A 25,308-nucleotide genomic window follows, 5' to 3' on the forward strand; every position below is an offset into this window, starting at 1 on the left:
CTTAGAGATAAAACAAACCCGATAGTTTTTATAAATCTGTCGGGTTTGTTTTTTGAGTCGAAATAAAAAAATAAGTATCTTTCGATGGTTAAACCTAAAAGGCTATTAAATCTTTTTAGGGTTATTAGGTAGAATATTTAATCTCAATTTTAGATAATGAAATACAACAGATGCGGAAAAAGCGGTTTATTACTGCCTGAAATTTCCTTAGGATTATGGCATAACTTTGGCTCAGTAGATAATTTTGAAAATGCAGAAAGTATTGCTATGGAAGCTTTTGATAAAGGAATTACACATTATGATTTGGCTAATAATTATGGCCCGGTTCCGGGTTCTGCTGAAACAAATTTTGGTAAAATTTTATGGCATAATTTTCAGGGAAATTTACGTGATGAAATTATAATTTCAACAAAAGCAGGTTATACAATGTGGGATGGACCATATGGCGATTGGGGATCTAGAAAATATTTGCTGTCAAGTTTAGATCAAAGTCTAAAAAGAATGAAGGTAGATTATGTGGATATTTTTTATTCGCATCGCCCTGACCCTGAAACACCAATTGAAGAAACAATGATGGCGCTTGATTATGCGGTAAGAAGCGGGAAAGCACTTTATGTTGGAATCAGTAATTATTCGGCAGAGCAAACTCGTGCAGCGGTTGATGTTTTAAAGCAATTAGGGACGCCTTGTTTAATTCATCAAGCAAAATACTCCATGTTAGAACGCTGGGTTGAAAGTGGTTTATTGGATGTTTTAGAGGAGAAAGGAGTGGGCTGCATCGCATTTTCGCCTTTGGCACAAGGACTTTTAACGGATAAATATTTAAGCGGAATCCCAGAAAATTCTAGAGCACATAATCCAAACGGACATTTGAAGGAAGATGAGGTTACACAGGAACGCATTCAAAAATTGATTCAATTAAATGAAATTGCTAAAAACAGAAATCAATCTTTGGCGCAGATGGCATTGGCTTGGCTGCAAAAAGATAAACGAATTACGTCTGTTTTGATTGGCGCGAGTTCAGTAAAGCAATTAAACAATAATATAGATTGTTTGCAAAAATTGGAGTTTACCTCTGATGAATTGAATGCCATTGAAAAGATATTAGCATAGAACAATATCTAATTTAGATAAAAGTAAAACGCACTGCAATAGCAGTGCGTTTTTGGTTATTGGTATAAGTATAATCTGTGATACTTAATTGTATCCTCATTATTAATGTAAAAGTTTTTGAATACTATTCTTTTAAAGCTGTTTCTGTTTTTTCGAGAGACAAAGAGTATGGAATAAAAGTGCGTAAAATTTAAATAAGGTATAAGAGTTAAGAATAGAAATTTTTTTCTGTGGCTTTGAAACCTGTTCAAATTTTGGACAGGTTTTTTGTTTTTTAAAGGCGATTGGTCGTTTAAAAAGCGACCTTCTTTAAAGTATTCAGGTGTTTTGTTTTTGTAGGAATTTTTACGATTTGTTTTTGACAAATTCTGTTGTTTTATGAAAAAATATGTTTTATTGGTATTTGTATTTATTTTTTGTATACCCTATTTTTTAATGGGTATAATTGTTTTTGTGTTGTAAAAATGGTTGTTTTGTGTGTTTTGTTGTTGTTGATTTTTGTTTTTACCCTTGTTTTTGTATTGCTTTTTGTAAAATAGAGTTATTGATTTTTTAAAAACAAAACCATATAAATGTCAAATAATGATTATTGGTGTTTTAATTTTTGTAATCCGTAATTCTTCGTTTAAAAAGCCAAAAAAGTAGTTTTCAATTGTTCTACTCATGCAAAAGTTAATAAATTCGCTAATGAAAATGAGGAGGTTTTAGGGGCAGATTCAGGGTTTTAAAAATGACTTATACTATTAAATAGATATATAAAAGATTAACTAACCAAAATCAATTAATAACTAAAAACCAATTAACACATGAAAAAAGTATTTTACATTTTAGCCGCGACGTTAACGAGTTCTTTTGCTTTTGCGCAAGATGATGAAACGAAAACTTCGCCGGCAACAACTTGGGGAGGGTCTGCAGATGCTTACTATAAATATGATTTTTCGAAACAAATGAACGGATTAACGAGCTTTACCAACTCACAGGATTCGTTTGAATTAGGAATGGCGTCGATAGAGGCGGGGCATACATTTGGAAAAGCTTCTGTTTTTGTAGACTTAGGATTTGGAAAAAGAGCAGGAGAGTTCTCCTATAACGAAACAACTGATAAAGATATAACAGCAAAATTTTTGATAAAACAATTGTTTTTTACCTATCAAATCACAGATAAATTTAAAGTCGTAGCAGGTAGTTTTGGAACTCATATTGGATACGAAGTTTTAGATGCTGTCGATAATAAAAACTACAGTATGTCTTATGCTTTTTCTTATGGTCCATTTTTTAATACTGGTGTAAAAGCACAATATACTTCAGGAAAGTTTACAGCGATGTTTGGTATCACAAATCCTACTGATTTTAAATCGGCTATGGATGCGGGTTCTACTCAAAAAACATATATAGGTCAATTAGGATATATTGGCGAAACGGGAAGTGCTTATTTAAATTTCACTTCAGGGAGCAGTAATCCATCTTCTTTAGAGAATAAAACGCAGTTTGATTTTGTTGCGTCAAAAACAATAAGCGACAGCTTTGGACTTGGATTTAATGCAACTTATGCTAAAACTAAAAATGATATTTCAAGTGTAGATGATGGTGAGTGGTTTTCTTTAGTAGGTTATGCAAACTATGCATTTTCTCCATCATTACTTTTAGCTTATAGAATGGAATATTTTGATGCAAAAAGTGCCGCTCCAAGTTTAGGAACTCTTACTGGATCAAATGTTTTTGCTAATACAGCTTCTTTAAATTATAAAGTTGGAAAACTGACTATTATTCCAGAGATAAGATACGATGCCGCATCAGAGGACATCTTTTTAGATAAAGATGCTGCTCCAACCGGCGGATCATTCTATGCTCTTCTGGCTACAACATACTCTTTCTAGAGATAAAGATTGATATTTTTTTTTTTTTTTGGAGCTGTCGAAACACATTAATGTTTTGGCAGCTTTTTTATTTGAACGTCTTGCTCTTTTGCTGCAGATAAAAAAAGACTTACTCGCTTTATTTGGTGTTTTTACCGTAGTATTTTAGTTATAGGTAATTAAGGAAATACCATAGTGTGAGGATTTCTAATCTGTATTTAAACAGGTTTTTTAAGTTTTCATAATTGGTGTTTGCACTAGCAGATTTTGGGAACGAAAAGGAACAAAAAAAGCGCATTTCTAAAATTGTAGAAATGCGCTTTTTGTATTTTGTGAATACTATTTATTGAACTTGTTTTTTATAAATCGAATAAATAGTGTCTATTGTTTTTCGGTCTAAAGTGGCAGTCACATCAGTTTGAATGTAATGTAGTTTAAACGCCATAATAGCTGCCGAAAGATTTTTAGTGTTATATCCTATTATTCTAAGCGCAGGCTCTATTTTAAAGTCAAAAGGAGCTTCTTCTAATACAACATCCGGCCAAATTCCAAAACCTTTTTCGGCTAAAGTTTTCCAAGGAAACAAAGCGCTTGGGTCTTGTTTTCTGCCAGGAGCAATATCTGCATGTCCTAATATGTTTTGAGTTGGAATATTGTAATCTTTTTTAAGCTTGGTTAAAAGAGCAACTAAGCTGCTAATTTGAGCTTCAGTAAAAGGTTTGAATCCATTGTTGTCAAGTTCAATCCCGATAGAAGTTGAATTCAAATCAGTATTTTTTCCCCAAGTTGCATTTCCTGCGTGCCAAGCTCTTAGATAATCGTTTAGCATTTGAACTACTTTTCCGTTTTCAGAAATGATATAGTGCGCGCTGACTTGCGTTTTAACTTTAGTAAAAGTATTAATCGTTTGCTGAAGTGAATCTTGAGCAGTGTGATGAATAATAATAAAGCTTGGTTTTCTTAAGTTAAAGTTTACCGTGCCAACCCATTCTGTATTTATTCCATTTTGTAAAGCCGTAGATCCTGTTTTTGATAAAGTATCTTTAATAATGCCTAGTTGAGCAGCATAAGAGGTATCAATAATTACTGGAGTTATTGGCGGAATAGATTGAGGTTCTTTGCTTGTAATTTGATTCTCCAGGGTTTTAAGCTGTTGATCATAAGCTTTTTCGGTATTCTTGTAAGGATTTGTTGAGCAAGAAGTAATTATAATTGCTAAAAATAGATAACAAAAATGTTTTTTTGCCATGGTTAGTTACATTTTAGGATGAAGTTTGAGCAATTATTCTTGCGCTTTTTCTATAGGTTTTTCTTCTTCTTTTTCTTTGTTATCTTTTGAGTCTTTTTTCTTTTTTGATTTAGAAGGTTTTTTGATTTCTTTAAAGTTCTCCATGAAAGTTGTGTACTTTGTAACTTGATCAGGATTTAAAAAAGCACCTATTTTTTTATTTGTACTTTCTCTTAGAGCTTTTATTTGTTCAATTTTTACTTCTTGACTGCTGCTTTCGTTTTTTAAAAGAATGCCTTGTTCTCTCATACTGTCTGCCAAAACATTTGTTATTGCAATTACCTGCAATTCATCTAAGTTAACAGCTGGTTTCATTTGTTCAACAATTAATGAAGCAGTTTCTTCTACAGGAACTTCTTTAGGTTTGCTTGGCGTGCTTTGTGGTCCTTGCATCATACTTCTATCCATGCCCATACCGCCGCCTCGTCCGTAACCATTTCCATAACCGTTTCCGTAACCATTTCCATAACCGTTTCCGTATTGAGCTGAAACAGAGTTGAAGCAGAATATGGTGAAAACCAAAAGAAATAAAGATTGTGTAGCTTTCATATAAAAAGTTTTTATCTAAAATTGATAGTTATTTAGGTAAATTTAAGCAGGTTCTCCGTATAAATCAAATTCTGTAGCTTCAATTATGCGTATATTAACAAATTCTCCTGTTTTTACATAATGTTTAGATGCGTCTATTAAAACTTCATTGTCAACATCAGGGCTGTCAAATTCGGTTCTTCCTACAAAATGCGCACCTTCTTTTCTGTCGATAATACATTTGTAAACTTGTCCTACTTTTTCTTGATTTAAATCCCATGAAATTTGAGATTGTAATTCCATAATTTCATTGGCTCTTGCTTGTTTCACGTCATCTGGAACATTATCTTCGAGTAAGTAAGCATGTGTATTTTCTTCATGAGAATAAGCAAAACATCCCATTCTGTCAAACTTCATTTCCTGAACAAAATCTTTCAAAATTTCAAAATCCTCTTGAGTTTCACCTGGATATCCAACAATTAAAGTTGTTCTAATTGCCATTCCGGGAACTGCAGCGCGGAAATCTTTTAACAATTGCGTTGTTTTAGCTTGTGTTGTACCACGACGCATTGATTTTAAAATAGAATCTGAAATATGCTGTAATGGAATATCAATGTAGTTACAAATTTTAGGTTCGCGTTTCATTAATTCCAAAACATCCATCGGGAAACCGGTAGGGTAAGCATAATGCAGACGAATCCATTCAATGCCTTCAACTTTCGCTAATTCTTCTAATAATTCAGCAAGATTTCTCTTTTTATAAAGGTCTAAACCGTAATAGGTTAAGTCTTGAGCAATTAGTATTAATTCTTTAACGCCGTTTTTTGCTAAACCTTGTGCTTCTTTAACTAATTTTTCAATTGGTTGTGAAATATGCGATCCACGCATTAATGGAATTGCACAAAAACTGCAAGGTCTGTCGCAGCCTTCGGCAATTTTTAAATAAGCATAATTTTTAGGCGTTGTCGTTAGTCTTTCGCCTAATAATTCATGTTTATAATCGGCTCCTAAAGCTTTTAACAGCTGAGGTAATTCAGTTGTGCCAAAGTATTGGTCTACATTGGGGATTTCTTTTTCTAAGTCTGGTCTATAGCGTTCAGATAAACATCCAGTTACAAAAACTTTATCAACTAAACCTTTGTCTTTTTTGTCAGCATATTCCAAAATCATATTAACTGATTCTGCTTTTGCATTATCAATAAACCCGCAAGTGTTGATTACAATAATGTTTCCTTCGTCCTTAGTGGCTTCATGAGTAACTTCTTTGCCGTTTGCACGAAGTTGTCCCATAAGCACTTCACTATCATATACATTTTTTGAACACCCAAGAGTGATTACGTTAATTTTGTTCTTTTTTAAAGACTTGGTTCTCATACTTTTATAAATTGGAGTGCAAAATTACACTTTTTTATTCAAACAGCACTTGTTTCGATTCTATTTAGGTGTTTTTTGTGATGTAAATTGTGTTGTTTGCTGTGTTTTTTTCGCCTCGAAACAAGCTTCTTTTTTTGGGAGTAAAAAAAAAATCCGTCAAGCAAGAACCTGACGGAAGTTTTATCGTTTGTTTTTTCTTTAAATTACAATTCAAATAATAAAGTCAATGTAACATTGTTGAGTTTTGATGTAATATTGGCACCATCAGTAAAACCTTTGCTAAAGAAACCTTGGTTTGATTTTCTTTCAGCGTAAGAATAGGCTAAGTCTAATTTTGTACCTCCAAAATTATAACCTAATCCTCCAGAATAACTGTTTAAATCTCCAATTGTAGTTTTGTTTTTATAAGGGCTTCCTTCGTATCTGTATCCGCCTCTTAAACTCAATTGGTTTATTTTGTATTCTGCTCCAATTCTTAGTTCTCCATTATTAGTCAGCTGATTGCTGATGTCGTTATTTACACCTCTAAAACCTGGGTCGTTAGTAGGTTTGTATTTTGCGTTTCCGTAATCTTTAATAGCATAATCAACGCTGATTAAGCCTGATTTTCCAAATATATACGCTGCACTAAAAGTTGTTTTTCCAGGGGTTTGTAAAGTGTACGACTCGTAAACATTAATAATATTAGGGTTTATGTCTGCATATTTCTCAGGTCCATTTGCAGCTTGTGTAGTAGTGTGAAGGCTTTGAGAAACTTCGTCGTAAAGTTCGTACCAAGTGTTTGATTCGTAAGCTAGTCCAAGTCTGAAAGAGTCTGTTACTTTAGCAATTGCACCAAGTTGAAAAGAGAACCCATTTCCATAAGTGTAAAGTTCGTTGTTAAAACGTAGATTAGAAATGGTTTCAGTAGGTTCTAATGGGTTTGAATTGTCTTCATAGAAACTGCTTGATCTTCTATAATCAGTAATGTGGGCGTTTAAATTTGCTCCAAAATAAATACGATCTTTATATGAGGTTGAAATGTTAAAACTTAATTTGCTGTTATATCCTCTCGCGTAAATTTCATTTTCGTGATAGTAGTTTCCGCCTGCAGGAACATTAGAAGTATATTGAGTGTTGTTTTTGTCTAGTGGATTTACTGGGTTTATGACAAAACCGTAGTATCCAAAATAGGCTTGCTGCTCATCATAAAACTGATTTTTATAAGGTATTCCAGTAATGTCTCCTAATGGGATTCCATTTGCATAAGTAAGGAAATAGTTGTCTATAGAATTGGTTGGATTTGTTCCAGCTGAGAAAACATTGTTGTTGAAATTATTGGTGTTTTCATAAGTGGCTCCAATTGCGATTTTTTTCCAATTGTTGTTTGGATTTCGGTCATTAAAAACAAAGATGGCGCCTACTTGATTTAGGATGAATGAATTGTCTTTGTCTGAAGTTTGAGTTCCAAAGTAATTAGAGTTGTTTTTGATGTTCTGATTACTAAAAGTTACTCCCATTTGATTGTTTATGAAAATCGCAGATCCTGCAGGATTTACGCTAATTGAGGATAAATCCCCGCCTAAAGCTCCAAATGCTCCGCTCATTGCTCTAAATCTCGCCGTTCCTGTTAAGTTGTCTTGCGAAAAGCGTAAAGCATCAGAAACTTCCTGAGAATGTGAGATGCTGACAGTTAGTCCTGTAATTAATAGGAAGAGTATTTTTTTCATTTTGGTATGTTTTTGTGTGATTTTAGATTGGTAAAAGGGGGAGGAGGGTTATCTTCTTCCTCCTCCGCCTCCACCGTAAGATCTTCCGCCACCGCCACCGCCGCCAGACGATCTCATGCTTCCTCCGCCGCTGTTCATTGAACGTGATGGGCTAGGAGAGTAAGTTCTAGATGGGCTGCTATTGGTATTGTTGTAGCTTCTATTAGTTGTAGAGCTTGATCTTCTGTTTGAATAATCGTAGCTGTTACTTTGTCCTTGTGTCGTGCTTCTTCTGTTTGTGAACGTTGGGCTTGTTGTGTAGTTTCTGCCGTTTGCATTAGAACTTCTTCTGTAGTCAGAATAGCTGTTTGTTCTGTTAGTGTAGTTTCTATCTGTTGTATAGTTTCTGTTGCTATAGCTTCGGTTGTTGAAACTTCTGTCAGTGTAATTTCTGTTTGAAGAGTAGTTTCTTCCAGAGGTAAAATTTCTATTTGAGCTATAGTTTCTGCCGCTTCCATAATATGCTGCAGAACCTCGTCTTCCATAGTTATAAGAATAGTTTCCGTAATAACCTGGTCCCCAGTATCCAGGGTAACCCCATCCAGGATAGCCCCATCCAGGTCCCCAGTATCCTGGGTAGCCCCAAGCGTAACCTGGGTATCCCCAGTATCCGCCGTAGTATGGATATCCAAAACCAAAACCAAATCCAAGTGACCATGTTGGGTTAGAATATACATTTACAGAAACTTCAGATGGGCTGCTTCCCCAAGCTGGATAAGCAGTTGATGCAACTTGTGTACTGTCGTTTTGAGAGTAGTTGCCGTAGCTGTCTACATCTGTAAAAATTTCTGTAGGCTGGTTGTCGTCTTGAAGAGATCTGAAATAATCTTTGTATTGGTTGTTTGCGTTAGATGTGTTTGTTTGAACGTATCTAGTAGTGGAATTACCATAGACTCCGTCATTATCATTATAAGATGTGTTTTGGTAAGAACCACACGATGCAAGCAGAAAACTCAATAGTCCAATTAAGTAAAAATGACTTGAGTTTTGACGTAGAGTAATATAAGTTTTCATATCTGTGGTGTTTTTTATTGTTGCACATTACAAAAATAGTTAGTTTTGTCAAACTATTTAGTTAAAATAATTAAAACAAAATTTGTGCCAAACTATATAATATGAGTAAGAACCTCACTACAAGATCAGAAGATTATTCGAAATGGTATAACGAGCTGGTTGTGAAAGCGGATCTAGCTGAAAATTCAGGAGTTAGAGGCTGTATGGTAATTAAGCCGTATGGTTATGCGATTTGGGAAAAAATGCAGGCTGAGTTAGATCGAATGTTTAAAGAGACAGGACATCAAAATGCTTACTTTCCTTTGTTTGTTCCAAAAAGCATGTTTGAGGCTGAGGAAAAAAATGCGGAAGGATTTGCGAAAGAATGTGCTATTGTTACGCACTATAGATTAAAGAATGATCCTGATAAGCCAGGTAAATTAATGGTTGATCCAAATGCTAAACTGGAGGAAGAACTTATTGTTCGTCCTACAAGTGAAGCAATTATTTGGTCTACATATAAAGGATGGGTGCAATCTTATAGAGATTTACCATTGTTAATTAATCAGTGGGCAAATGTAGTTCGATGGGAAATGCGTACGCGTTTGTTTTTAAGAACTGCTGAATTTTTGTGGCAGGAAGGGCATACCGCTCATGCAACAAAACAAGAAGCTTTGGAAGAATCTGAGAAAATGATGAACGTTTATGCTGATTTTGCTGAGAACTTCATGGCGATTCCAGTTGTAAAAGGTTTTAAAACCGAAACAGAGCGTTTTGCAGGTGCTGATGAAACGTATTGCATTGAAGCATTAATGCAGGATGGAAAAGCTTTGCAAGCTGGGACGTCTCACTTTTTGGGGCAAAACTTTGCAAAAGCCTTTGATGTGAAGTTTGCAAATGCTGAAGGAAAGCAAGAGCATGTGTGGGGAACTTCTTGGGGGGTTTCTACTCGTTTGATGGGGGCTTTGGTTATGACACATTCAGATGATCAAGGATTAGTGCTTCCTCCTAATTTAGCGCCAATACAAGTGGTGATTGTTCCAATTCATAAAACAGATGAGCAATTGGCTCAAATTACAACAGCTGTTAATGAATTAACTGCTAAACTGAGAAAGCTTAAGATTTCTGTGAAATATGATGACAGAACAACTCAAAAACCTGGATTTAAATTTGCAGAGTGGGAGTTGAAAGGTGTTCCGGTAAGAATTGCAGTTGGTCCTAAAGATTTAGAAAACGGAACATTTGAAGTTGCCAGACGTGATACTTTGACAAAAGAGGTTGTTTCTGCTGAGGGAATTGTAAATTATGTAAATGATTTGTTAGAACAGATTCAAATGGATTTATTTAACAAAGCATTAGAGTATCGTAATACACATGTTACGGAAGTAAATAGTTTTGAGGAATTTAAAGAAGTTTTAGAAGGAAAAGGTGGGTTTATTTCTGCTCATTGGGATGGTACTGCTGCGACTGAAGAGAAGATAAAAGATTTGACAAAAGCGACTATTCGTTGCATTCCTTTAGATGCTGTTGAAGAGGCTGGAGCCTGTGTGTTTACTGGGAATCCATCTTCAAAAAGAGTGCTTTTTGCTAAGGCATATTAAAAAAAAATAAAAATTTTTGCATCAGCTATTGTACAGCTAAAAAATAGATGTATCTTTGCATCCGCATTAGAGAAATACATGGTCCGTTCGTCTATCGGTTAGGACGCCAGGTTTTCATCCTGGTAAGGGGGGTTCGATTCCCCCACGGACTACTTTTTTTTCTGCGAATAAGTTATTTAACTTGATGTATTGGTCCGTTCGTCTATCGGTTAGGACGCCAGGTTTTCATCCTGGTAAGGGGGGTTCGATTCCCCCACGGACTACAAATTCAATTTTATATAAATTGAAGAAAACTTAGAGGAAAATTGGTCTGTTCGTCTAGGGGTTAGGACTCCAGGCTTTCGTCCTGGTAACAGGGGTTCGATTCCCTTACAGACTACAAAAATTAGTTGTGAATAAGTTTTGTAAAATGAAAATTGGTGTCTCGATTTTTGTTTTATTAGTTAAAACCAAAGTGATTGTTTTGCAATTGTGGGAGGTTTTTCTTTTTTAACTAGTACTTATAATAATTATTACATCTAAAAATTAAAACAAAATGGCAAATCATAAGTCAGCATTAAAAAGAATCAGAAGTAACGAAAAAAGAAGAGTTCTTAACAGATATCAACACAAAACTACTCGTAACGCTATTAAAGCATTAAGATTAGCTACTGATAAATCTGATGCTACTGCAAAATTATCAACTGTAATTTCTATGATTGATAAATTAGCTAAAAAGAACATCATTCATGATAATAAAGCTTCTAACTTGAAGTCTAAATTAACGAAACATGTTGCTAAATTGTAATTAATTACAATTTCCTAAATATTAAGAAGTCCTCTTTTAGAGGACTTTTTTGTTGTTTAAAAATGAAAATCTTAAATTCAGTTTTAGGTGAGTTTTGAATTTAAGATTCTCTAATTATATCTTTTGTTCGTTTTTAGGAGTTAGTAATATCTTGTTTTTAATCGATGTCTATTTTCTTTTTGAGATATTCTAACATAGCCAGCGTAATTGGTTTTGAAAGAAAATCTATTATTATAGGGTATTTTTTTGCTTTGGCTAAGTCGTCAGGATCAATTGTAGAAGATAAGACAATGACTTTTGCGCTGTTGAATTCTTTGTAGTCTGCTGAAATGAAATGATCTAGAAATTCCCATCCACTCATAACTGGCATGTTTAAATCTAAAAAAATCAGCTCTGGTTTTTTGTTTACCTTATTTTTATTATTGGTGTATTTTAAGGTGTTGAAATGGAGTAGTGCTTCTTCACCATTTTGAGCAGTGATAATTTCATGTGAAAATGATGATCTTGAAATTACTTTTTTGCATAGCATTAATGTAATAGGGTCGTCGTCAATGCATAAAATTTGCTCAAGCATAGTGTTTAGTTTTTAAATGTTATCGTAAATGTTGTGCCTTTGTTGACTTCGCTCTCAATACTAATCGTTCCGCCCATGGTTTCTACTTGAGATTTTACAAGATATAAACCTAGTCCTTTGCTGTCGGGATAATTGTGGAATCTCTGATAAAGGCCAAAAACCTTATCGCGATTTCGGTCTAGATCTATTCCAATTCCATTGTCTTTAAAGGTTAATGTAACTTGTTGGTCAATTTGTTCGGCGGTTATCGATATTTTTAATTTACGGTTTTCGGACTTGTATTTTATTGAGTTTGTAAGCAGGTTGAGTAAAATGCTTTCAATGTAAGCCTTGTTTGTGTTTAATAAAGGGACTTTTTCGAATTTTAATTTAATAATTGGTTTGTGCAGTTCAATTTGAAAAGAAAGCTGACTGAAAACATTTTCAAAAACTTCTTTTAACGAAACTTCTTCTTTTTGCATAGAAGGATTGTCTTTTATGATTATGACTTTTACTAAATCATTAATTGTTTCATTTAATAGATGAGTTGATTTTGTAAAACCTCCTAAAATCTCTTGCAGTTCAGTATTCTCAATAGGAATATCTTCGATAAGATTTAAAAGTCCAATTAAGTTAGATAATGGAGCTCGTAAATTGTGTGATGTGATGTATGAGAATTGTTTTAAGTCCTTATTGTTTTGTGTTAGTTCACGAATTAAGTGCTCTTTTTCAGTTTCTAGTGTCTTTTCATCAGTAATATCTCTTTGAATAGAAATCCAGTGTGATATCAAACCTTCGTTATTAAAAATAGGAATCATGGAGAAACGTACCCAGTATTCTTCTTTTTTCTTAGTGTAACTAATTGTTTCTATCAGGCATTCTTCTTCATTCTTGATGGCTCTTAAGAGTTTTTTTAGTTCATCTGAGTCAGATTTTGGTCCTTTGAAGATATTTGGAGATTTTCCGATTATTTCATTTGATCCATAGCCGGACATTTGAGAGAAAGCTGGGTTAACATAAACTATTTTTGGTATTTTACGATCGACAGAATTGGCTTCGGTAATTAAAATTGAATCTTTAGATTGTGTGATTACGGTTTCTAGTAGTTTTAATCGTTGTTCTTCTTCTTTTTGTTTGGTAATATCTTGTATTGCACCAATCATTCTGATAGCTCTTCCGTTTTCATCTTTTAGTAAAAAACCTCTGTCTAAAACATACTTGTAGCTTCCATCGGCGCATCTAAAACGGTATTGATCCTGCCATTTTTCTGTTTTTTGCTCAATAAAAGAGTATAATTTAATAGACATTCTAATGCTGTCTTCAGGATGAATTTTGTCAAACCACCACTTTGAAGTTTTTCCAACTTCTTCAGGGTTGTATCCAAAAACGCTCTCAATTCCTTTGTTCCAATTTATTCTGTCTTCTTGTATTTTCCAATCCCAAATAGTATCACTTGTTGCTTTTGCAACGATGTCATATTTTTCGTTGGATTCTTTAATTTCTTCGTTTGTTTTTTTTAGTTTCTTAAAAATTGAAATATTTCTATTTTCATTTTTTGTGAGTATGTATTTGAAAATAAGTCCTGTAGTCAGGATAAGAAAAATGTCCTTTAAATAAAATAAATAAGAATATTTTGACTGAAAAAAGTATTTAATGAGTAGATTATGGCACACTGTTGCCATAATTAGTGATATGATAACGTAAACAAGAGTAATTAGGAGAGTTTTACTTTTCATTACTCAAATATAGTTAAATTAACCATAACTAAACAATAAGTAAAGTTCATTTTGATGCCTAATTTAACATTGATTTAATGAACTAATTACTTGTATATACGCAAACTATCACAGAAACGTTTTTTTTTAGAAAATAAAGTGTACTTTTGCACCCATTAAAAAACACAAATGGAATCTATTAGAAATATTGCAATTATTGCCCACGTCGATCACGGTAAGACCACTTTGGTTGATAAAATTATGTATCACTGTCAATTATTTCGTGACAACGAAAACACAGGTGATTTAATTCTTGATAATAACGATTTAGAGCGTGAGAGAGGTATTACTATTACTTCTAAAAACGTTTCTGTTCAGTATAAAGGAACAAAAATCAATATTATCGATACTCCTGGCCACGCGGATTTTGGAGGTGAAGTAGAACGTGTATTGAACATGGCCGATGGTGTATGTTTATTAGTGGATGCCTTTGAAGGTCCTATGCCGCAAACTCGTTTTGTATTACAAAAAGCTATTGATTTAGGTTTGAAGCCTTGTGTAGTTATCAATAAAGTTGATAAAGAAAACTGTACTCCTGAAGAAGTTCATGAAAAAGTTTTTGACTTAATGTTTGAATTAGGTGCTACAGAAGAGCAGTTAGATTTCCCAACTGTTTATGGTTCTGCTAAAAACAACTGGATGTCTGACGATTGGAAAAACCAAACAGAAAACATTGAGCCTTTATTAGACATGGTTATTGCAAATGTACCAGCTCCTAAAGTTTCTGAAGGAACTCCTCAAATGTTAATTACATCTTTAGATTTCTCTGCTTTTACTGGGCGTATCGCTATTGGTCGTTTAGAAAGAGGTATTTTGAAAGAAGGTATGGCAATCTCTTTAGTAAAGAGAGATGGTACGGTTACGAAATCAAGAATCAAAGAATTACATACTTTTGAAGGTCTTGGACGTAAAAAAGTAGCTGAAGTAATTGCAGGTGATATTTGTGCCGTAGTTGGTATTGATGGTTTTGAAATTGGTGATACTATTGCTGATAACGAAAACCCTGAAGGTTTAGCTTCTATTGCTATTGATGAGCCTACAATGAGTATGTTGTTTACAATTAATGACTCACCTTTCTTTGGTAAAGAAGGTAAATTTGTAACTTCTCGTCATATTAGAGAAAGATTGACAAAAGAATTAGAGAAAAACTTAGCGATGAAGTTAGGTGAAACTGATTCTGCAGATAAATTTATGGTTTTTGGTCGTGGTGTACTTCACTTATCTGTTCTTATTGAAACAATGAGAAGAGAAGGTTATGAGTTACAAATTGGTCAGCCGCAAGTAATCATCAAAGAAATCGATGGTAAAAAATGTGAGCCAATTGAAGAATTAACAATCGATTTACCAGAAAACCTTTCAGGTAGAGCAGTTGAATTCGTAACAGTTCGTAAAGGTGAAATGTTAAGTATGGAGACTAAAGGTGAGCGTATGATCATTAAATTTAATATTCCTTCACGTGGAATTATTGGTTTAAGAAATCAATTGCTTACTGCTACAGCTGGTGAAGCTATTATGTCACACCGTTTTATTGGATATGAGCCTTACAAAGGAGAAATTTCTGGACGTAACAAAGGTTCATTGATTTCTATGGAAAAAGGAAAAGCTATTCCTTATTCTATCGATAAATTACAAGATCGTGGTAAGTTTTTTGTTGAACCAAATGCTGAAATTTATGAAGGTCAGGTAATTGGAGAAAACTCTCGTAGTGATGATATGTGTGTGAATGTAACTAAAGAGAAAAAACAATCTAACGTTCGTTCATCTGGAGCTGATGAAAAAGCTAGAATTATCCCTCCGATTATTTTCTCTCTTGAAGAAGCTTTAGAGTACATTCAAAAAGATGAGTATGTAGAGGTAACACCAAAATCTATTCGTCTAAGAAAAATCTATTTGACTGAAACTGATAGAAAAAGATTTAAAGTTTAATAATTTTAAATTTCAATATAAAAAATCCCAAATTCCATTATGGAGTTTGGGATTTTTTTTTACCTGTAGGTTTTAAAAACTTGTCGGGTTATTTTTTTAGGGGATTTGCTTTTCCAATATCTTAGAATGACAAATCATTAGAATTTGGAATTGAAATTTTGGAATTTTTAAAAAGTTACCTTTTTAAACTAAAATGTCCTTTTGTTTCTGTGCCATTTCCTAGTTTAGCAGAGTACCAATAATCATCGGCGGGCATTATGTTTCCAGCAAAAGTTCCATCCCAACCAATGTCTGAAGGTTTAAGTTGTTTTATAAGCTTACCATATCGGTCAAAAACATGAATTATTGAGTTTCTGTTTACATCAGTATTTAAGCCTAGAATATTCCAGTAATCATTATACCCATCAGCATTTGGAGTGAAGAATTTAGGCGCACCAACAATCGCTGTTGATTTACTAACCAAACCACAACCATTTATATCTTTAATGTAAACTTCATGAACTCCAAATGCTACATTTTCAAAAGTGCTAGAAGTTTGAAAAGGACCATCAGCGTTGTCTAAGCTATATTCGTAAGATCCAGGTCCACTCGCATCTACTATGATTGTTTTTGTGTTTGAATCATTTCCATCTTCTATACTTATTTTATTTATTTGTGCCACATTTGAGGCAGATACTTTGATAGTTCTAATTGTACTACAATTTGAAAGAGAAGTAACTTCTACGGTATAGGTTCCTTCTTTGTTAACATCTATACTCGCCTGTATTTCATCTGGTAAAATTTCTCCATCCTTTTTCCAAATATAGCTGTAGCTATCAATAGGTGTTCCGTCATTAATTCCTGCGTTAAGTTTTACAAAGAATGTGGATAAGTTAGAACATATTAATTGGTCGTCCCTATGATTTTCATTTGTATCAATGTTCGGAATTGGTATTACTTGTAAAGTAATATAAGAACCAAGACCATAACATGAATTATCAAGATTGTTTTCTATTCGAGCCCATATTTTTTGTTGGTCTGGAGATCCAATATTTCTGTAAGTTGTTGTATTAGTTATTTTATTTATTTCGGATAAAGCATCACTTTCTGTGTTGTAATAAGATATCGAATATAAAGATACAGGCGCAGGAAGTAATGTTTTTAAATCATCGGAAACACTGTCAAAATTAAAAGTTGCTATTCCGTCTTTGTCGTCATTTTGACTATCTAAATAATCGTCACATACAGAAAAGGTACGATTGTAGCTGCTTGGGATTTTGGTTGCTGACACGATTAGATTTAATTCACCAACTGAAAAACAGCCATTTGAATTTTCGATTCTTACCCAAATTGTACCACTTGTACTAGAGTAAGCAATAGGGTTACTGATTATGTAGGTTGCATCTTTGGTATTTGCTCCAGATAAAGAAGTATAGTAACTAAATGCTTCATTAGTGTAATTTGTTGAAAAGAAACTCTGCTTTTCTGTTAAATTAAATGTAGATAACCCACCAGCAGTATCATCACATTGTATTAAACTTACTGTAGGTATTATTGATGGAATTGGTGAAACAGATAAAGCAGCTTCTCTTGAAGTTAAACCGCAAAGGTTTCCGTTTTTGCTTAACAATACACGATATTTATAGTTTTGCATTGTAAGCATCAGGTTTTTTACTAAGAGTGAACTTGTTGTACTGCCAGAGTAATTTGTATTGTCGACAATATTAGTCCAAAGAGTTCCATTAGTAGATAATTGCCATTGATAACCATCTAATTGATTTGTGCTTATTGTAAATGTTGCACTTTGTGTTTCGCAGTTCGATTGATTAACTGGTTGTGTTGTTATTGAAATTTTGGAAGCAATTAAATAAGCGCTGTTAGGAGTTGTGTATCCGTCTGTTTTATTTGTAACAAGACCTTTGTAATTTAATATCGTTGGGGCATCGCCAAGTACTCCATCGTTGTTGCTATCTGTAAAACCAGCATCAGTAACGTCATTGCAGGAGTCTCCATCGCTATCCAGATCAAGATAGTTTGGAATTCCATCATTATCAGTATCTGCAATAATATAATTAAGAATGCCACTTTCAGGGAATGTTTCTAAAGCATCATAAAAACCATTTACACCAAAAGATATAGGACTGCCATCGATCATGCCGTCGTTATTGACATCTAACGAATTATTTCCTGACTCAATTAAATCATAAATTCCATCATTATCACTATCGAGGTCTTTATAATCTGGATTGGTATTATAACCATAGTTGTTTTGATCATTATCTGAATATACAGGATTTAGTCCAGGTTCAAATGCATCATCTAGCCCATTTTTATTAGTGTCAATGCCTGAATAAACTTTGAAATTTTTTCCTTGAGCTTCAATTGTGTCAGGAATCCCATCATTATCACTATCTAAATCGAAATAATCAGGAACATTGTCAGAATCGAAATCATTGTTATAATATTTATTAAATGTAAACACTGCTCTGTTAATATTTATATCAGATAGATTGGTATGTATAAATGTAATAGAATTTGTTAAATAAGAAACTATGTTCAGAACTAGAATTCCAGGTTGTGCTGGATTATTGTGTGCGTATCTAAATCTTATTTCAGAAGAAGTAAATTCTGTTACATCACTTTCGTAAACGCCATCAAAATTGGTGTCAATGAGTATTTGATTTACTGGATTTTGTACCGTAATAGTTTTGTCAAATGGAACTTTTAGAATAAAATCACCCTCATTATTTAAGTACTCTGATGGAGGAGTGATTTGTATACCTGGAGAATCTATTCCGATATATTGAAATACAATAGTTTCTGGTTTTGTTAGGTTTAATGTATAGGTTAGACTATTTGTCTTACCAGCTGGAACTTCAGAAACAAAACCGTAATATGGTTTTCCTTTTATTGTGCCATTTCCCACAATTGTTGCTGAAAATTCTGAACTCATTAGCGGATTTGATTGGTTTATAGAAAGTATGCCGCTTTCAGTTCTATTGGTAATTCCATCATTGTCCCAGTCTTCATCTATATTGTTATTTGTGCCATCATTATCCGTATCTAATGGACAAATATTCACTGGAATATCATTTGAATGTTCAGAGGTTCCTGTAGAGGATTGTATAGCTGTTACAGTATAGTATCCAGCCTGTGTTGGTACGTAACTACTAGTCGTTGCTGAAGGAATTGGAGTATTGTTAAAATACCATTGATATGCAGTAAAGTTCGAAGCATTAGCTACGGTAAGCTTTGTATTTGGAATACAAGGCGGAATAGCATTGTTTACTTTTTCAAACAAAACTTGCACAGACCCAATTCCTGCAGTGACGGCAGTTAATTTTTTAGTAAGATTTGCTGTGCTTGTTTGAGCAAAGCTATAAGTACAAAACAAAATAAAGAAAAGGAATACTTTTTTTTTCATGTTATAAAAATAGCAAAAGAAACTTATCTTTTTAAACTAAAATGACCTTTTACATTTTTACCAGTAATAAAAGTTAGGGTAAACCAATAATCATCAGAGGGAAGCTGCTGGCCATTAAAAATTCCATTCCAGCCAATGCTGTTTTGATTCATTTCTTTCAGTAATTTTCCGTAGCGATCAAAAACATAGATTTTAAAATTAGGAAGATGTTCGATGTCATTGATAAACCATAAATCATTATATCCGTCTCCGTTTGGTGTGAAAAATCTTGGATAATCTAGTACATATATCGTGATATTGTTTGATAATCCACAGCCATTTTTGTCTCTGGCAACAGCATTATAAGTGCCGGCAGCTACTCTGGTAAATAACGGATCATCTTGAAAAGTAATGCCGTCTAATGAAAATTCGTAGTCTCCAACTCCAGTATATTCTAACAAAACGGAATTATCGTTCCCTGAAAAATCTTTTACAGTCGATCCTGTCAATGTTGCAGGTTCTGATAAAATAACTTTGAAAGTTTTAGTTTTTTTACAGCCATTTGCATTTGTTACAGTTACGACGTAATCTCCCGGAGCAGTAACAGTTAATGAATTTGTGGGATTTCCCGGTGCAGTATTCCAAGAGTAACTGCTAAAACTAGAATCAACAGTTAGCGTTACATCACTATTTTTACATATAAAAACAGATTCATTCTCAAAATTTGGCGGGTCAAATGTGTTTACGACAAGAGGAACTGGAATAATATCGTAACAATCTGGTCCGTTTACAACTCTGCCATAAATAGTTTGATTGAATGCAGTTGTGTTTCTAAAAATATTTGGTAACTGATTTGTTTCTGTTACAGCATCATTTGCGGTTACATAGTAATTAACAGTTAATCCAGATGTAAGACCAAGCTGTGGCGTAACTTCATTATTCAAATCAAATTGATACAATCCATCTTGAGTTTGATCTTGGTCGCAAGTACTTATCGGATTTGGGTCAGTAATAGATGTATTTGCAATTTCTAAAGTTACTTGAGCAATTTTAGAGCATCCAAATTGATTTTCAAGACGTGCATAAACAATTTGATTAGGGATATTATTAACATATCGGTTTGGAGATGCGATTTTATTTGTTTTGTTCTGAGCATCGGTCAGTGTTTCATAAAAGCCTTCATTTAAAATAGAAGCAACATTATTTTTTATAATATTGTTTACTTTGCTTAAATCAAAAATCGAAATCCCGTCTGTATTATCGTCACATTGCAGTAAAGAGGTATCTGTTGATTGGATTTCTAAAGCATAGTCTATTTTTATTTCACCAACTAAGCTACACGTTGAGGGTGTTATCGTAACTTCTACCTTGTAGTTTCCAGGGGTAGTAACAGTGTAAGTTGGTGTTGTTGCAACTTGAACATTGTCTTTGAACCATTTATAGGAATAAGCTGTTGATAATTTTGGATCAAGTAAATAGGTGTCTCCAAAACATAGCGGATTATCAGTAGCCGATGTTCTATTTGCTCCAAAGTCTATTTTTGAAGCAAAACTTCCAGCTTGTAAAAAAACTGCGGAGTCATAATAGCGTTGGTCTGCATCAGCAACAACTAGTTTAATATGATAGGTTTTTCCTTTGGTTACTGCAGTTTGAGCCGTCATAACTACGGTTTGCCCTGCATAATTAATAGGGCTTGTATTGTTGTTTAGACCGTTGAAATAATTTTCGTTTGAAGCAGAACAGCCAGGATATGGGCTTCCGTTTGGTCTTGTGCCGGGTTCAATTTTAGGGCGTACATTTACAGAGGAAACAGGAGTATTTGTATTTGGTAACACTGCCAAGTTTTTATAAGGATCAGCAGTGTCGGCTTCTTTGATTAAAAAAGCAAAACCATCAGAGTACTCGCAGGGGTAAGAATATTGATATTCATTTGATGCAAAAATATAATTAAAACTTAGGAAATCAGTTAAAGGCACAAAATCAAATTCAAGAACAGTTGCATTTATAGAATTTATACCCAGTAACTGATTCAAATCTGAATCTCCGGTCCAAAATGGACTTCCGCCTCCCATATTACTGACATAGGGTCCAATTGCTTCTGTACTGGTAGAAGTCGTTAAAACAATCCCTTCTGAAAAAGGAAAGCTACTTGTACCAGCATTAAAATATGCAAAACTTTTTTTGTTCGAAGTAAAGTTATCTCCTTTTCCAGATGCATTTGAGGCATTGGCACAAGAACTATTAACTAAAATATCTTCAATTAACTGTGTTGGTGTTTTTGTATCGTCAATAGTTATAACCTGCGCACTCATCTTTGCAGACAAACAGCATAAAAATAGAATAAATAAAAAACGTTTTGCTGGAATCATAGTATAACAAATATACTATAAATCTCGATTTTTTAATAGTTTGTAAGAAAAGTAAATAAATAAGAAAGTCCAGATTAAAACAATTAATATCGTAGTATAACTTACGCTGTAATCTTTAACATCATTTACGCCCATTTGCGCTCCGATATTTTTGATAACTGAAAGTCTTGAAAAGGGTTCTATAATTAAATTTGACATTGCTTCCAGCGGGAAAAACTTCATTATAGTATATCCTGTTGTGCTTTCAGGAAAAATTTTGAAAACTAATAAACCTTTTGCAATACCTTCAAGGATACTCCAAACTAATAAAAATCCCAAAGCAAATGCAGATCGTTTTACCAAGATTCCTAAAAACAAACAGAAAGAAAAGAAACCAACCAGTTTTACAAAAAAGGCAAGCAAATAATCTAAATCCATGAAAATGACATCAAATTCTGTGTACGAAGAAAAGCTTAATCCAAGCAGTAAACTCATTACAAAAACAAAAATGGTAGAGCATAATGCAAAAAGTACGACCGTAAGAAACTTAGATAGAATAAACTCTTTTTTGCTTAAACCATCAATTAAATTTTGTTTTAATGTACCGTAGCTGTATTCATTTGCCATCATTGAAACAATTACAATAGCTAGAAAAAATTTCAGCCATGCTGCGATATAGGTGTTAAAATGCCAGATAAAAGGAAAGTTAAAGATTCCCATTTCGGCCAAATGAAATTTAAAAACACCTAGGTCAAATTTTATAGATGCAATTAATGCTATAAATGAAAGAAGGATAAAATAAGTTAAAGTAAGAATCTTGCTGGCTTTATTTTTCCAGATTTTCTGTAATTCTATAGAGACAAGTCTGTTCATGGCTTAATTATTTTTGATGGTGGCTTTTTGAGTTAGTTCTAAAAATTGTGCTTCTAAACTATTTTTGCGTTTTACCAAATGGCTCAAAGCAATATTTTTAGAGAACAAATACAAATTCAGTTCAGAAGCGGATAAATCGGATTTTAGATGTACCAAAATTTTTCCATCTGATTCTTTGATTTTATCTACAGCAGGATGCTCTGTTAAAACTGATTTTAAAGCTAAATTATCATTTGCCTGTAATTCGAAGAAACTTTCATTAGCAGACATGCCATCAACTGAACCTGAATACAAAATTTCGCCTTTGCGCAGAACAACAACGTGCGAGCAAACTTTTTCGACTTCGTCTAGTAAATGCGAAGCCAGTAAAATGGTTGTTCCGTGCGATGCAATTTCTTTAATAATATCTCTAATTTGATGAATTCCCTGCGGATCTAAACCATTTGTAGGTTCATCTAAAATTAGAATTTCGGGATCATTTAATAGTGCCGATGCAATTGCAAGGCGTTGCTTCATTCCTAAAGAAAAAGTACTGAATTTGCTGTCTTTTCTTTCGGTTAAACCCACAAGAGTCAGTTTTTCATTTATTTTAGAATAATCAATGCTTTTTATTTTGCAAACCAGTTTCAGGTTTTCTTCGGCAGTCATGTACGGGTAAAAGTTGGGACGTTCTATAATAGCGCCAACCTTTTTTAAAGCTTCGTGCGTTTGCACTTTACCGTCAAACCATTTGTAATCGCCGGAAGTTTTATTTACAACATTCAAAACGATGCCTAAAGTGGTTGATTTTCCGCTTCCGTTTGGACCTAAAATTCCGTAAACATGTCCTTTTTTAATGCTAAAAGATACATTTTGAAGCGCATTAATGCGTCCGTATCTTTTGCTGAGATTCTCGATAGTTAATATGGTTTCCAAGTTAATTGTGGTTTTAGTTTTTTAGTAAGACGAAGCAAGTGGGATATTGTTACGCCAAATTTATTTTTATCATCTTATTCGTGTAAATTTGTAATAAAGATATTCAAAAATGAGCGAACCATTAATGGTGCTAAAGAAACCTACTTATCCTTTAACACGTCCATTATTAAGTTATTTAGAACGATACGAACGAATTTCGAAAGTATCTGTGTTCTATGATGACTTATTGCGTTTTTCGGGTTCGGTCAATGTATATGATAAAAATGAAACAGATACTTTGTGGATTCGGGTTTATTACAGCGAGTTCGAAAGAAATGAAATCGATTTGAACCTAAAGAAAATTTATTCGCTTTTACATTCTGATGGAAATAGTGATATTATTCAGTTTTTAAACATTGATGCAATTGACTATTGTACTTTTGGAAATTCAAAACCGTTTCGAATTAAGGTGCGAAATATTCTGAACGATAATTATGTTCATTTTTATATTAAAAAAGCAGATGCTTCGAGGATTTACGGACTTGAATTGGAAGATATTCTTTCGCCTGATAAAATTAACTTTTTGGTCTATAAAGACACTTTAATCGAAGAACATATTATAGGTATTCCAGGTGATGTTTTTATGGATACTTTATTGCACAATTGTACAGAAACCGAAAAATCTCAGATTGCAAAGGAGTTTGTAAAGTTTAATGAACGTTGTATGATTAGGCTTTTGGGCGATATGCGTGCTTATAATTATGTAATTGTCCCAATTCACGATTTTGATCAAGTCGTTTATAAAATCCGTCCAATCGATTTTGATCAGCAGTGTTATGAAGGAAATTTTAAAGTGTATCGTCCGCAGTTTTTTAAAGAAAATTATCCAATGATACAGCTCATAAAGGAGAAATTAGAAGATCGATCCATTATTCAATATAAAGATGAAGAAAGAGCGATTTTGGCAAAACGTATACATTCAGCTGAAACGAGAATACATAAATTACTGAACATAATGTGTCACGATACCATTTCGACCGAAGAACATTTGAATCAATTGAAAATGGAATTGTATCGATATACAAACGATATGAAATTTAAAAATGCTAAATCAATGGGGCATATTATGCATGCCGCGTTCGAATTTATAACCCGTAATTTTAAAAATACAAACTTAGTTTAAAAGGATAAACCATGTAAGTTAAATAAGTTCATAAAGGCAAAATTTGAATTTCGCTATATGATTTTAAAAAATCAATTCAAGCTACATTCACAAAGCATAACTTAAATTTTCTTATATGGTTCAAAAAAAACAATCTTATGAAAAAGTCTTTTTTAGTAGCCGCTTCTATTGTTTTATTAGCGTGTCAGCAACAATCAAATAGTGATTTAAAAACACTTTATTCACTTCCAAAAAAGTTAAAAGAAGTTTCGGGAATAACTTATTTCCCTGAGACAAATTTGCTTTATACTTTAGAAGACAGCGGAAACAAAAATGCAGTTTATGCATTAAATACCGAAGGAAAATTGGCCAAAACAATTACGATTTCAAATGCAGTAAATGTGGATTGGGAAGATATAACCAAAGATAAAAAAGGCAATCTTTATATTGGAGATTTTGGAAATAATGATAACGAACGTAAAGATTTATGCATTTATAAAGTAGATAAAACTCAATTGGATAAAGATGTGGCTTCCGCCGAATATAAAATTTCATTCTCTTATCCAGAACAAACTGAATTTCCTCCAAAGAAAAAGGAAATGTTTTATGATGTTGAAGGTTTTTTTGAACACGACGGTTACTTTTATCTTTTTACCAAAAATCGAAGCAAAGGTTTTGACGGAACTGCTTTTATCTATAAAATAAAAAATGCAGCAGGAACTCAAAAAGCAGTTAAAATAGGAGAGTTTAAAACTTGTGATAACTATAATCATTGTGTGCTAACCAGCGCAACAATTAGTCCTGACGGCAAAAAAGTAGTTTTATTAAGCCATGACAAAATTGTTTTATTTAAAGATTTTAAAGGAGATTTATTTCATAAAGGAACTCAGACTGAAATTGAACTCAATCATTTTTCTCAAAAAGAGGCTATTGTTTTTAAAGACAACAATACTTTGCTTATTGCCGATGAAAAAGCGAACAAGACTGGAGGAAATGTTTATGAATTTAAACTAAAATAATTTGAATTTCTGAGAATACATTTCAACGAATTATATTTAAAAAGTCAGCCACGAATTCACCAATTTTAATCATAGTTAATTCGTGAAT

At 33.3% G+C, this 25,308-nt stretch carries 18 protein-coding genes and 3 tRNA genes; 10 read left to right on the plus strand and 11 right to left on the minus strand.

The genetic code is table 11. The annotated features are described in order from the left end of the window. Window positions 1–156 precede the first annotated feature (156 nt). On the plus strand, window positions 157–1,113 hold the full coding sequence (locus B0A75_RS03760; RefSeq protein ID WP_089052949.1) for an aldo/keto reductase: 957 nt from the start codon (window positions 157–159) through the stop codon (window positions 1,111–1,113). Between the two features lie 806 nt (window positions 1,114–1,919). Further along, on the plus strand, window positions 1,920–2,990 hold the full coding sequence (locus B0A75_RS03765) for an outer membrane beta-barrel protein (RefSeq protein WP_089052950.1): 1,071 nt from the start codon (window positions 1,920–1,922) through the stop codon (window positions 2,988–2,990). A 322-nt stretch (window positions 2,991–3,312) separates the two neighbouring features. Here the strand turns inward: B0A75_RS03765 and B0A75_RS03770 are convergent, their stop codons facing one another. The 5 genes from B0A75_RS03770 to B0A75_RS03790 form a co-directional block, all read right to left on the minus strand. Then, complete coding sequence (locus B0A75_RS03770) at window positions 3,313–4,218, minus strand: N-acetylmuramoyl-L-alanine amidase (protein ID WP_089052951.1); 906 nt, start codon at window positions 4,216–4,218, stop codon at window positions 3,313–3,315. 33 nt (window positions 4,219–4,251) lie between these two features. Beyond that, window positions 4,252–4,806, minus strand: coding sequence for a hypothetical protein (locus tag B0A75_RS03775; protein ID WP_089052952.1), 555 nt, complete (start codon window positions 4,804–4,806; stop codon window positions 4,252–4,254). A gap of 42 nt (window positions 4,807–4,848) precedes the next feature. Beyond that, window positions 4,849–6,159: a 30S ribosomal protein S12 methylthiotransferase RimO gene (gene rimO / locus B0A75_RS03780; protein WP_089052953.1), complete on the minus strand. Its 1,311-nt coding sequence runs from the start codon at window positions 6,157–6,159 to the stop codon at window positions 4,849–4,851. Between the two features lie 203 nt (window positions 6,160–6,362). Beyond that, window positions 6,363–7,868 (minus strand): OmpP1/FadL family transporter, encoded by a 1,506-nt coding sequence (locus B0A75_RS03785; RefSeq protein ID WP_089052954.1) that lies wholly within the window; start codon window positions 7,866–7,868, stop codon window positions 6,363–6,365. Window positions 7,869–7,916: 48 nt separating this feature from the next. Further along, the gene (locus tag B0A75_RS03790; RefSeq protein WP_089052955.1) at window positions 7,917–8,921 is read right to left on the minus strand and encodes a hypothetical protein; all 1,005 of its coding nucleotides are present in this window, start codon (window positions 8,919–8,921) and stop codon (window positions 7,917–7,919) included. A 101-nt stretch (window positions 8,922–9,022) separates the two neighbouring features. Here B0A75_RS03790 and proS point away from each other — a divergent pair, with 101 nt between their 5' ends. The 5 genes from proS to rpsT all read left to right on the plus strand — a co-directional run bounded on the left by proS (window position 9,023) and on the right by rpsT (window position 11,288). Next, window positions 9,023–10,501, plus strand: coding sequence for a proline--tRNA ligase (gene proS, locus B0A75_RS03795; RefSeq protein WP_089052956.1), 1,479 nt, complete (start codon window positions 9,023–9,025; stop codon window positions 10,499–10,501). Window positions 10,502–10,581: 80 nt separating this feature from the next. Next, a tRNA-Glu gene (locus B0A75_RS03800) sits at window positions 10,582–10,653 on the plus strand. A 39-nt stretch (window positions 10,654–10,692) separates the two neighbouring features. After that, window positions 10,693–10,764: transfer RNA gene (locus B0A75_RS03805), tRNA-Glu, on the plus strand. 44 nt (window positions 10,765–10,808) lie between these two features. Further along, window positions 10,809–10,880 (plus strand) — tRNA-Glu (locus B0A75_RS03810). Window positions 10,881–11,036: 156 nt separating this feature from the next. Next, window positions 11,037–11,288: a 30S ribosomal protein S20 gene (rpsT, locus tag B0A75_RS03815; RefSeq protein ID WP_089052957.1), complete on the plus strand. Its 252-nt coding sequence runs from the start codon at window positions 11,037–11,039 to the stop codon at window positions 11,286–11,288. Between the two features lie 157 nt (window positions 11,289–11,445). Here rpsT and B0A75_RS03820 read toward each other — a convergent pair whose 3' ends face one another. Both B0A75_RS03820 and B0A75_RS03825 read right to left on the minus strand, forming a co-directional pair. Then, window positions 11,446–11,862, minus strand: coding sequence for a response regulator (locus B0A75_RS03820; RefSeq protein WP_089052958.1), 417 nt, complete (start codon window positions 11,860–11,862; stop codon window positions 11,446–11,448). 5 nt (window positions 11,863–11,867) lie between these two features. Beyond that, window positions 11,868–13,523, minus strand: coding sequence for a PAS domain-containing sensor histidine kinase (locus B0A75_RS03825; RefSeq protein ID WP_241687356.1), 1,656 nt, complete (start codon window positions 13,521–13,523; stop codon window positions 11,868–11,870). A 222-nt stretch (window positions 13,524–13,745) separates the two neighbouring features. On the opposite strand from B0A75_RS03825, the gene typA reads away from it, so the two are divergent. After that, window positions 13,746–15,542 carry a translational GTPase TypA gene (gene typA / locus B0A75_RS03830; RefSeq protein WP_089052960.1) on the plus strand — a complete coding sequence of 599 codons (1,797 nt, stop codon included), beginning with the start codon at window positions 13,746–13,748 and terminating at the stop codon, window positions 15,540–15,542. A gap of 175 nt (window positions 15,543–15,717) precedes the next feature. Here typA and B0A75_RS03835 read toward each other — a convergent pair whose 3' ends face one another. The 4 genes from B0A75_RS03835 to B0A75_RS03850 are packed head-to-tail and all read right to left on the minus strand — an operon-like array spanning window position 15,718 to window position 23,060. Continuing rightward, window positions 15,718–18,945: a T9SS type B sorting domain-containing protein gene (locus tag B0A75_RS03835; protein WP_089052961.1), complete on the minus strand. Its 3,228-nt coding sequence runs from the start codon at window positions 18,943–18,945 to the stop codon at window positions 15,718–15,720. 23 nt (window positions 18,946–18,968) lie between these two features. Then, a complete protein-coding gene (locus B0A75_RS03840; protein WP_089052962.1) occupies window positions 18,969–21,293 on the minus strand; it encodes a T9SS type B sorting domain-containing protein in 2,325 nt (774 codons plus the stop codon). Between the two features lie 15 nt (window positions 21,294–21,308). Beyond that, window positions 21,309–22,145, minus strand: coding sequence for an ABC transporter permease (locus B0A75_RS03845; RefSeq protein ID WP_089052963.1), 837 nt, complete (start codon window positions 22,143–22,145; stop codon window positions 21,309–21,311). Window positions 22,146–22,148: 3 nt separating this feature from the next. After that, window positions 22,149–23,060: an ABC transporter ATP-binding protein gene (locus B0A75_RS03850; RefSeq protein WP_089052964.1), complete on the minus strand. Its 912-nt coding sequence runs from the start codon at window positions 23,058–23,060 to the stop codon at window positions 22,149–22,151. A 109-nt stretch (window positions 23,061–23,169) separates the two neighbouring features. On the opposite strand from B0A75_RS03850, the gene B0A75_RS03855 reads away from it, so the two are divergent. Further along, complete coding sequence (locus B0A75_RS03855; RefSeq protein WP_089052965.1) at window positions 23,170–24,222, plus strand: hypothetical protein; 1,053 nt, start codon at window positions 23,170–23,172, stop codon at window positions 24,220–24,222. Window positions 24,223–24,359: 137 nt separating this feature from the next. After that, window positions 24,360–25,220, plus strand: a complete 861-nt coding sequence (locus B0A75_RS03860; protein ID WP_089052966.1) for an SdiA-regulated domain-containing protein — start codon at window positions 24,360–24,362, stop codon at window positions 25,218–25,220. The last annotated feature ends 88 nt before the right edge of the window (window positions 25,221–25,308 follow it).

This window comes from Flavobacterium oncorhynchi (genome assembly GCF_002217355.1).
GTDB classification, from domain to species: domain Bacteria; phylum Bacteroidota; class Bacteroidia; order Flavobacteriales; family Flavobacteriaceae; genus Flavobacterium; species Flavobacterium oncorhynchi.

Coding starts and splice junctions, on each gene's coding strand:
- B0A75_RS03775 (WP_089052952.1), bottom strand. CDS start 4,806: ATGAAAGCTACACAATCTTTATTTCTTTTGGTTTTCACCATATTCTGC.
- B0A75_RS03760 (WP_089052949.1), top strand. CDS start 157: ATGAAATACAACAGATGCGGAAAAAGCGGTTTATTACTGCCTGAAATT.
- B0A75_RS03825 (WP_241687356.1), bottom strand. CDS start 13,523: ATGGCAACAGTGTGCCATAATCTACTCATTAAATACTTTTTTCAGTCA.
- proS (WP_089052956.1), top strand. CDS start 9,023: ATGAGTAAGAACCTCACTACAAGATCAGAAGATTATTCGAAATGGTAT.
- B0A75_RS03835 (WP_089052961.1), bottom strand. CDS start 18,945: ATGAAAAAAAAAGTATTCCTTTTCTTTATTTTGTTTTGTACTTATAGC.
- rpsT (WP_089052957.1), top strand. CDS start 11,037: ATGGCAAATCATAAGTCAGCATTAAAAAGAATCAGAAGTAACGAAAAA.
- B0A75_RS03790 (WP_089052955.1), bottom strand. CDS start 8,921: ATGAAAACTTATATTACTCTACGTCAAAACTCAAGTCATTTTTACTTA.
- B0A75_RS03785 (WP_089052954.1), bottom strand. CDS start 7,868: ATGAAAAAAATACTCTTCCTATTAATTACAGGACTAACTGTCAGCATC.
- B0A75_RS03860 (WP_089052966.1), top strand. CDS start 24,360: ATGAAAAAGTCTTTTTTAGTAGCCGCTTCTATTGTTTTATTAGCGTGT.
- B0A75_RS03765 (WP_089052950.1), top strand. CDS start 1,920: ATGAAAAAAGTATTTTACATTTTAGCCGCGACGTTAACGAGTTCTTTT.
- B0A75_RS03770 (WP_089052951.1), bottom strand. CDS start 4,218: ATGGCAAAAAAACATTTTTGTTATCTATTTTTAGCAATTATAATTACT.
- B0A75_RS03820 (WP_089052958.1), bottom strand. CDS start 11,862: ATGCTTGAGCAAATTTTATGCATTGACGACGACCCTATTACATTAATG.
- B0A75_RS03840 (WP_089052962.1), bottom strand. CDS start 21,293: ATGATTCCAGCAAAACGTTTTTTATTTATTCTATTTTTATGCTGTTTG.
- rimO (WP_089052953.1), bottom strand. CDS start 6,159: ATGAGAACCAAGTCTTTAAAAAAGAACAAAATTAACGTAATCACTCTT.
- B0A75_RS03855 (WP_089052965.1), top strand. CDS start 23,170: ATGAGCGAACCATTAATGGTGCTAAAGAAACCTACTTATCCTTTAACA.
- typA (WP_089052960.1), top strand. CDS start 13,746: ATGGAATCTATTAGAAATATTGCAATTATTGCCCACGTCGATCACGGT.
- B0A75_RS03845 (WP_089052963.1), bottom strand. CDS start 22,145: ATGAACAGACTTGTCTCTATAGAATTACAGAAAATCTGGAAAAATAAA.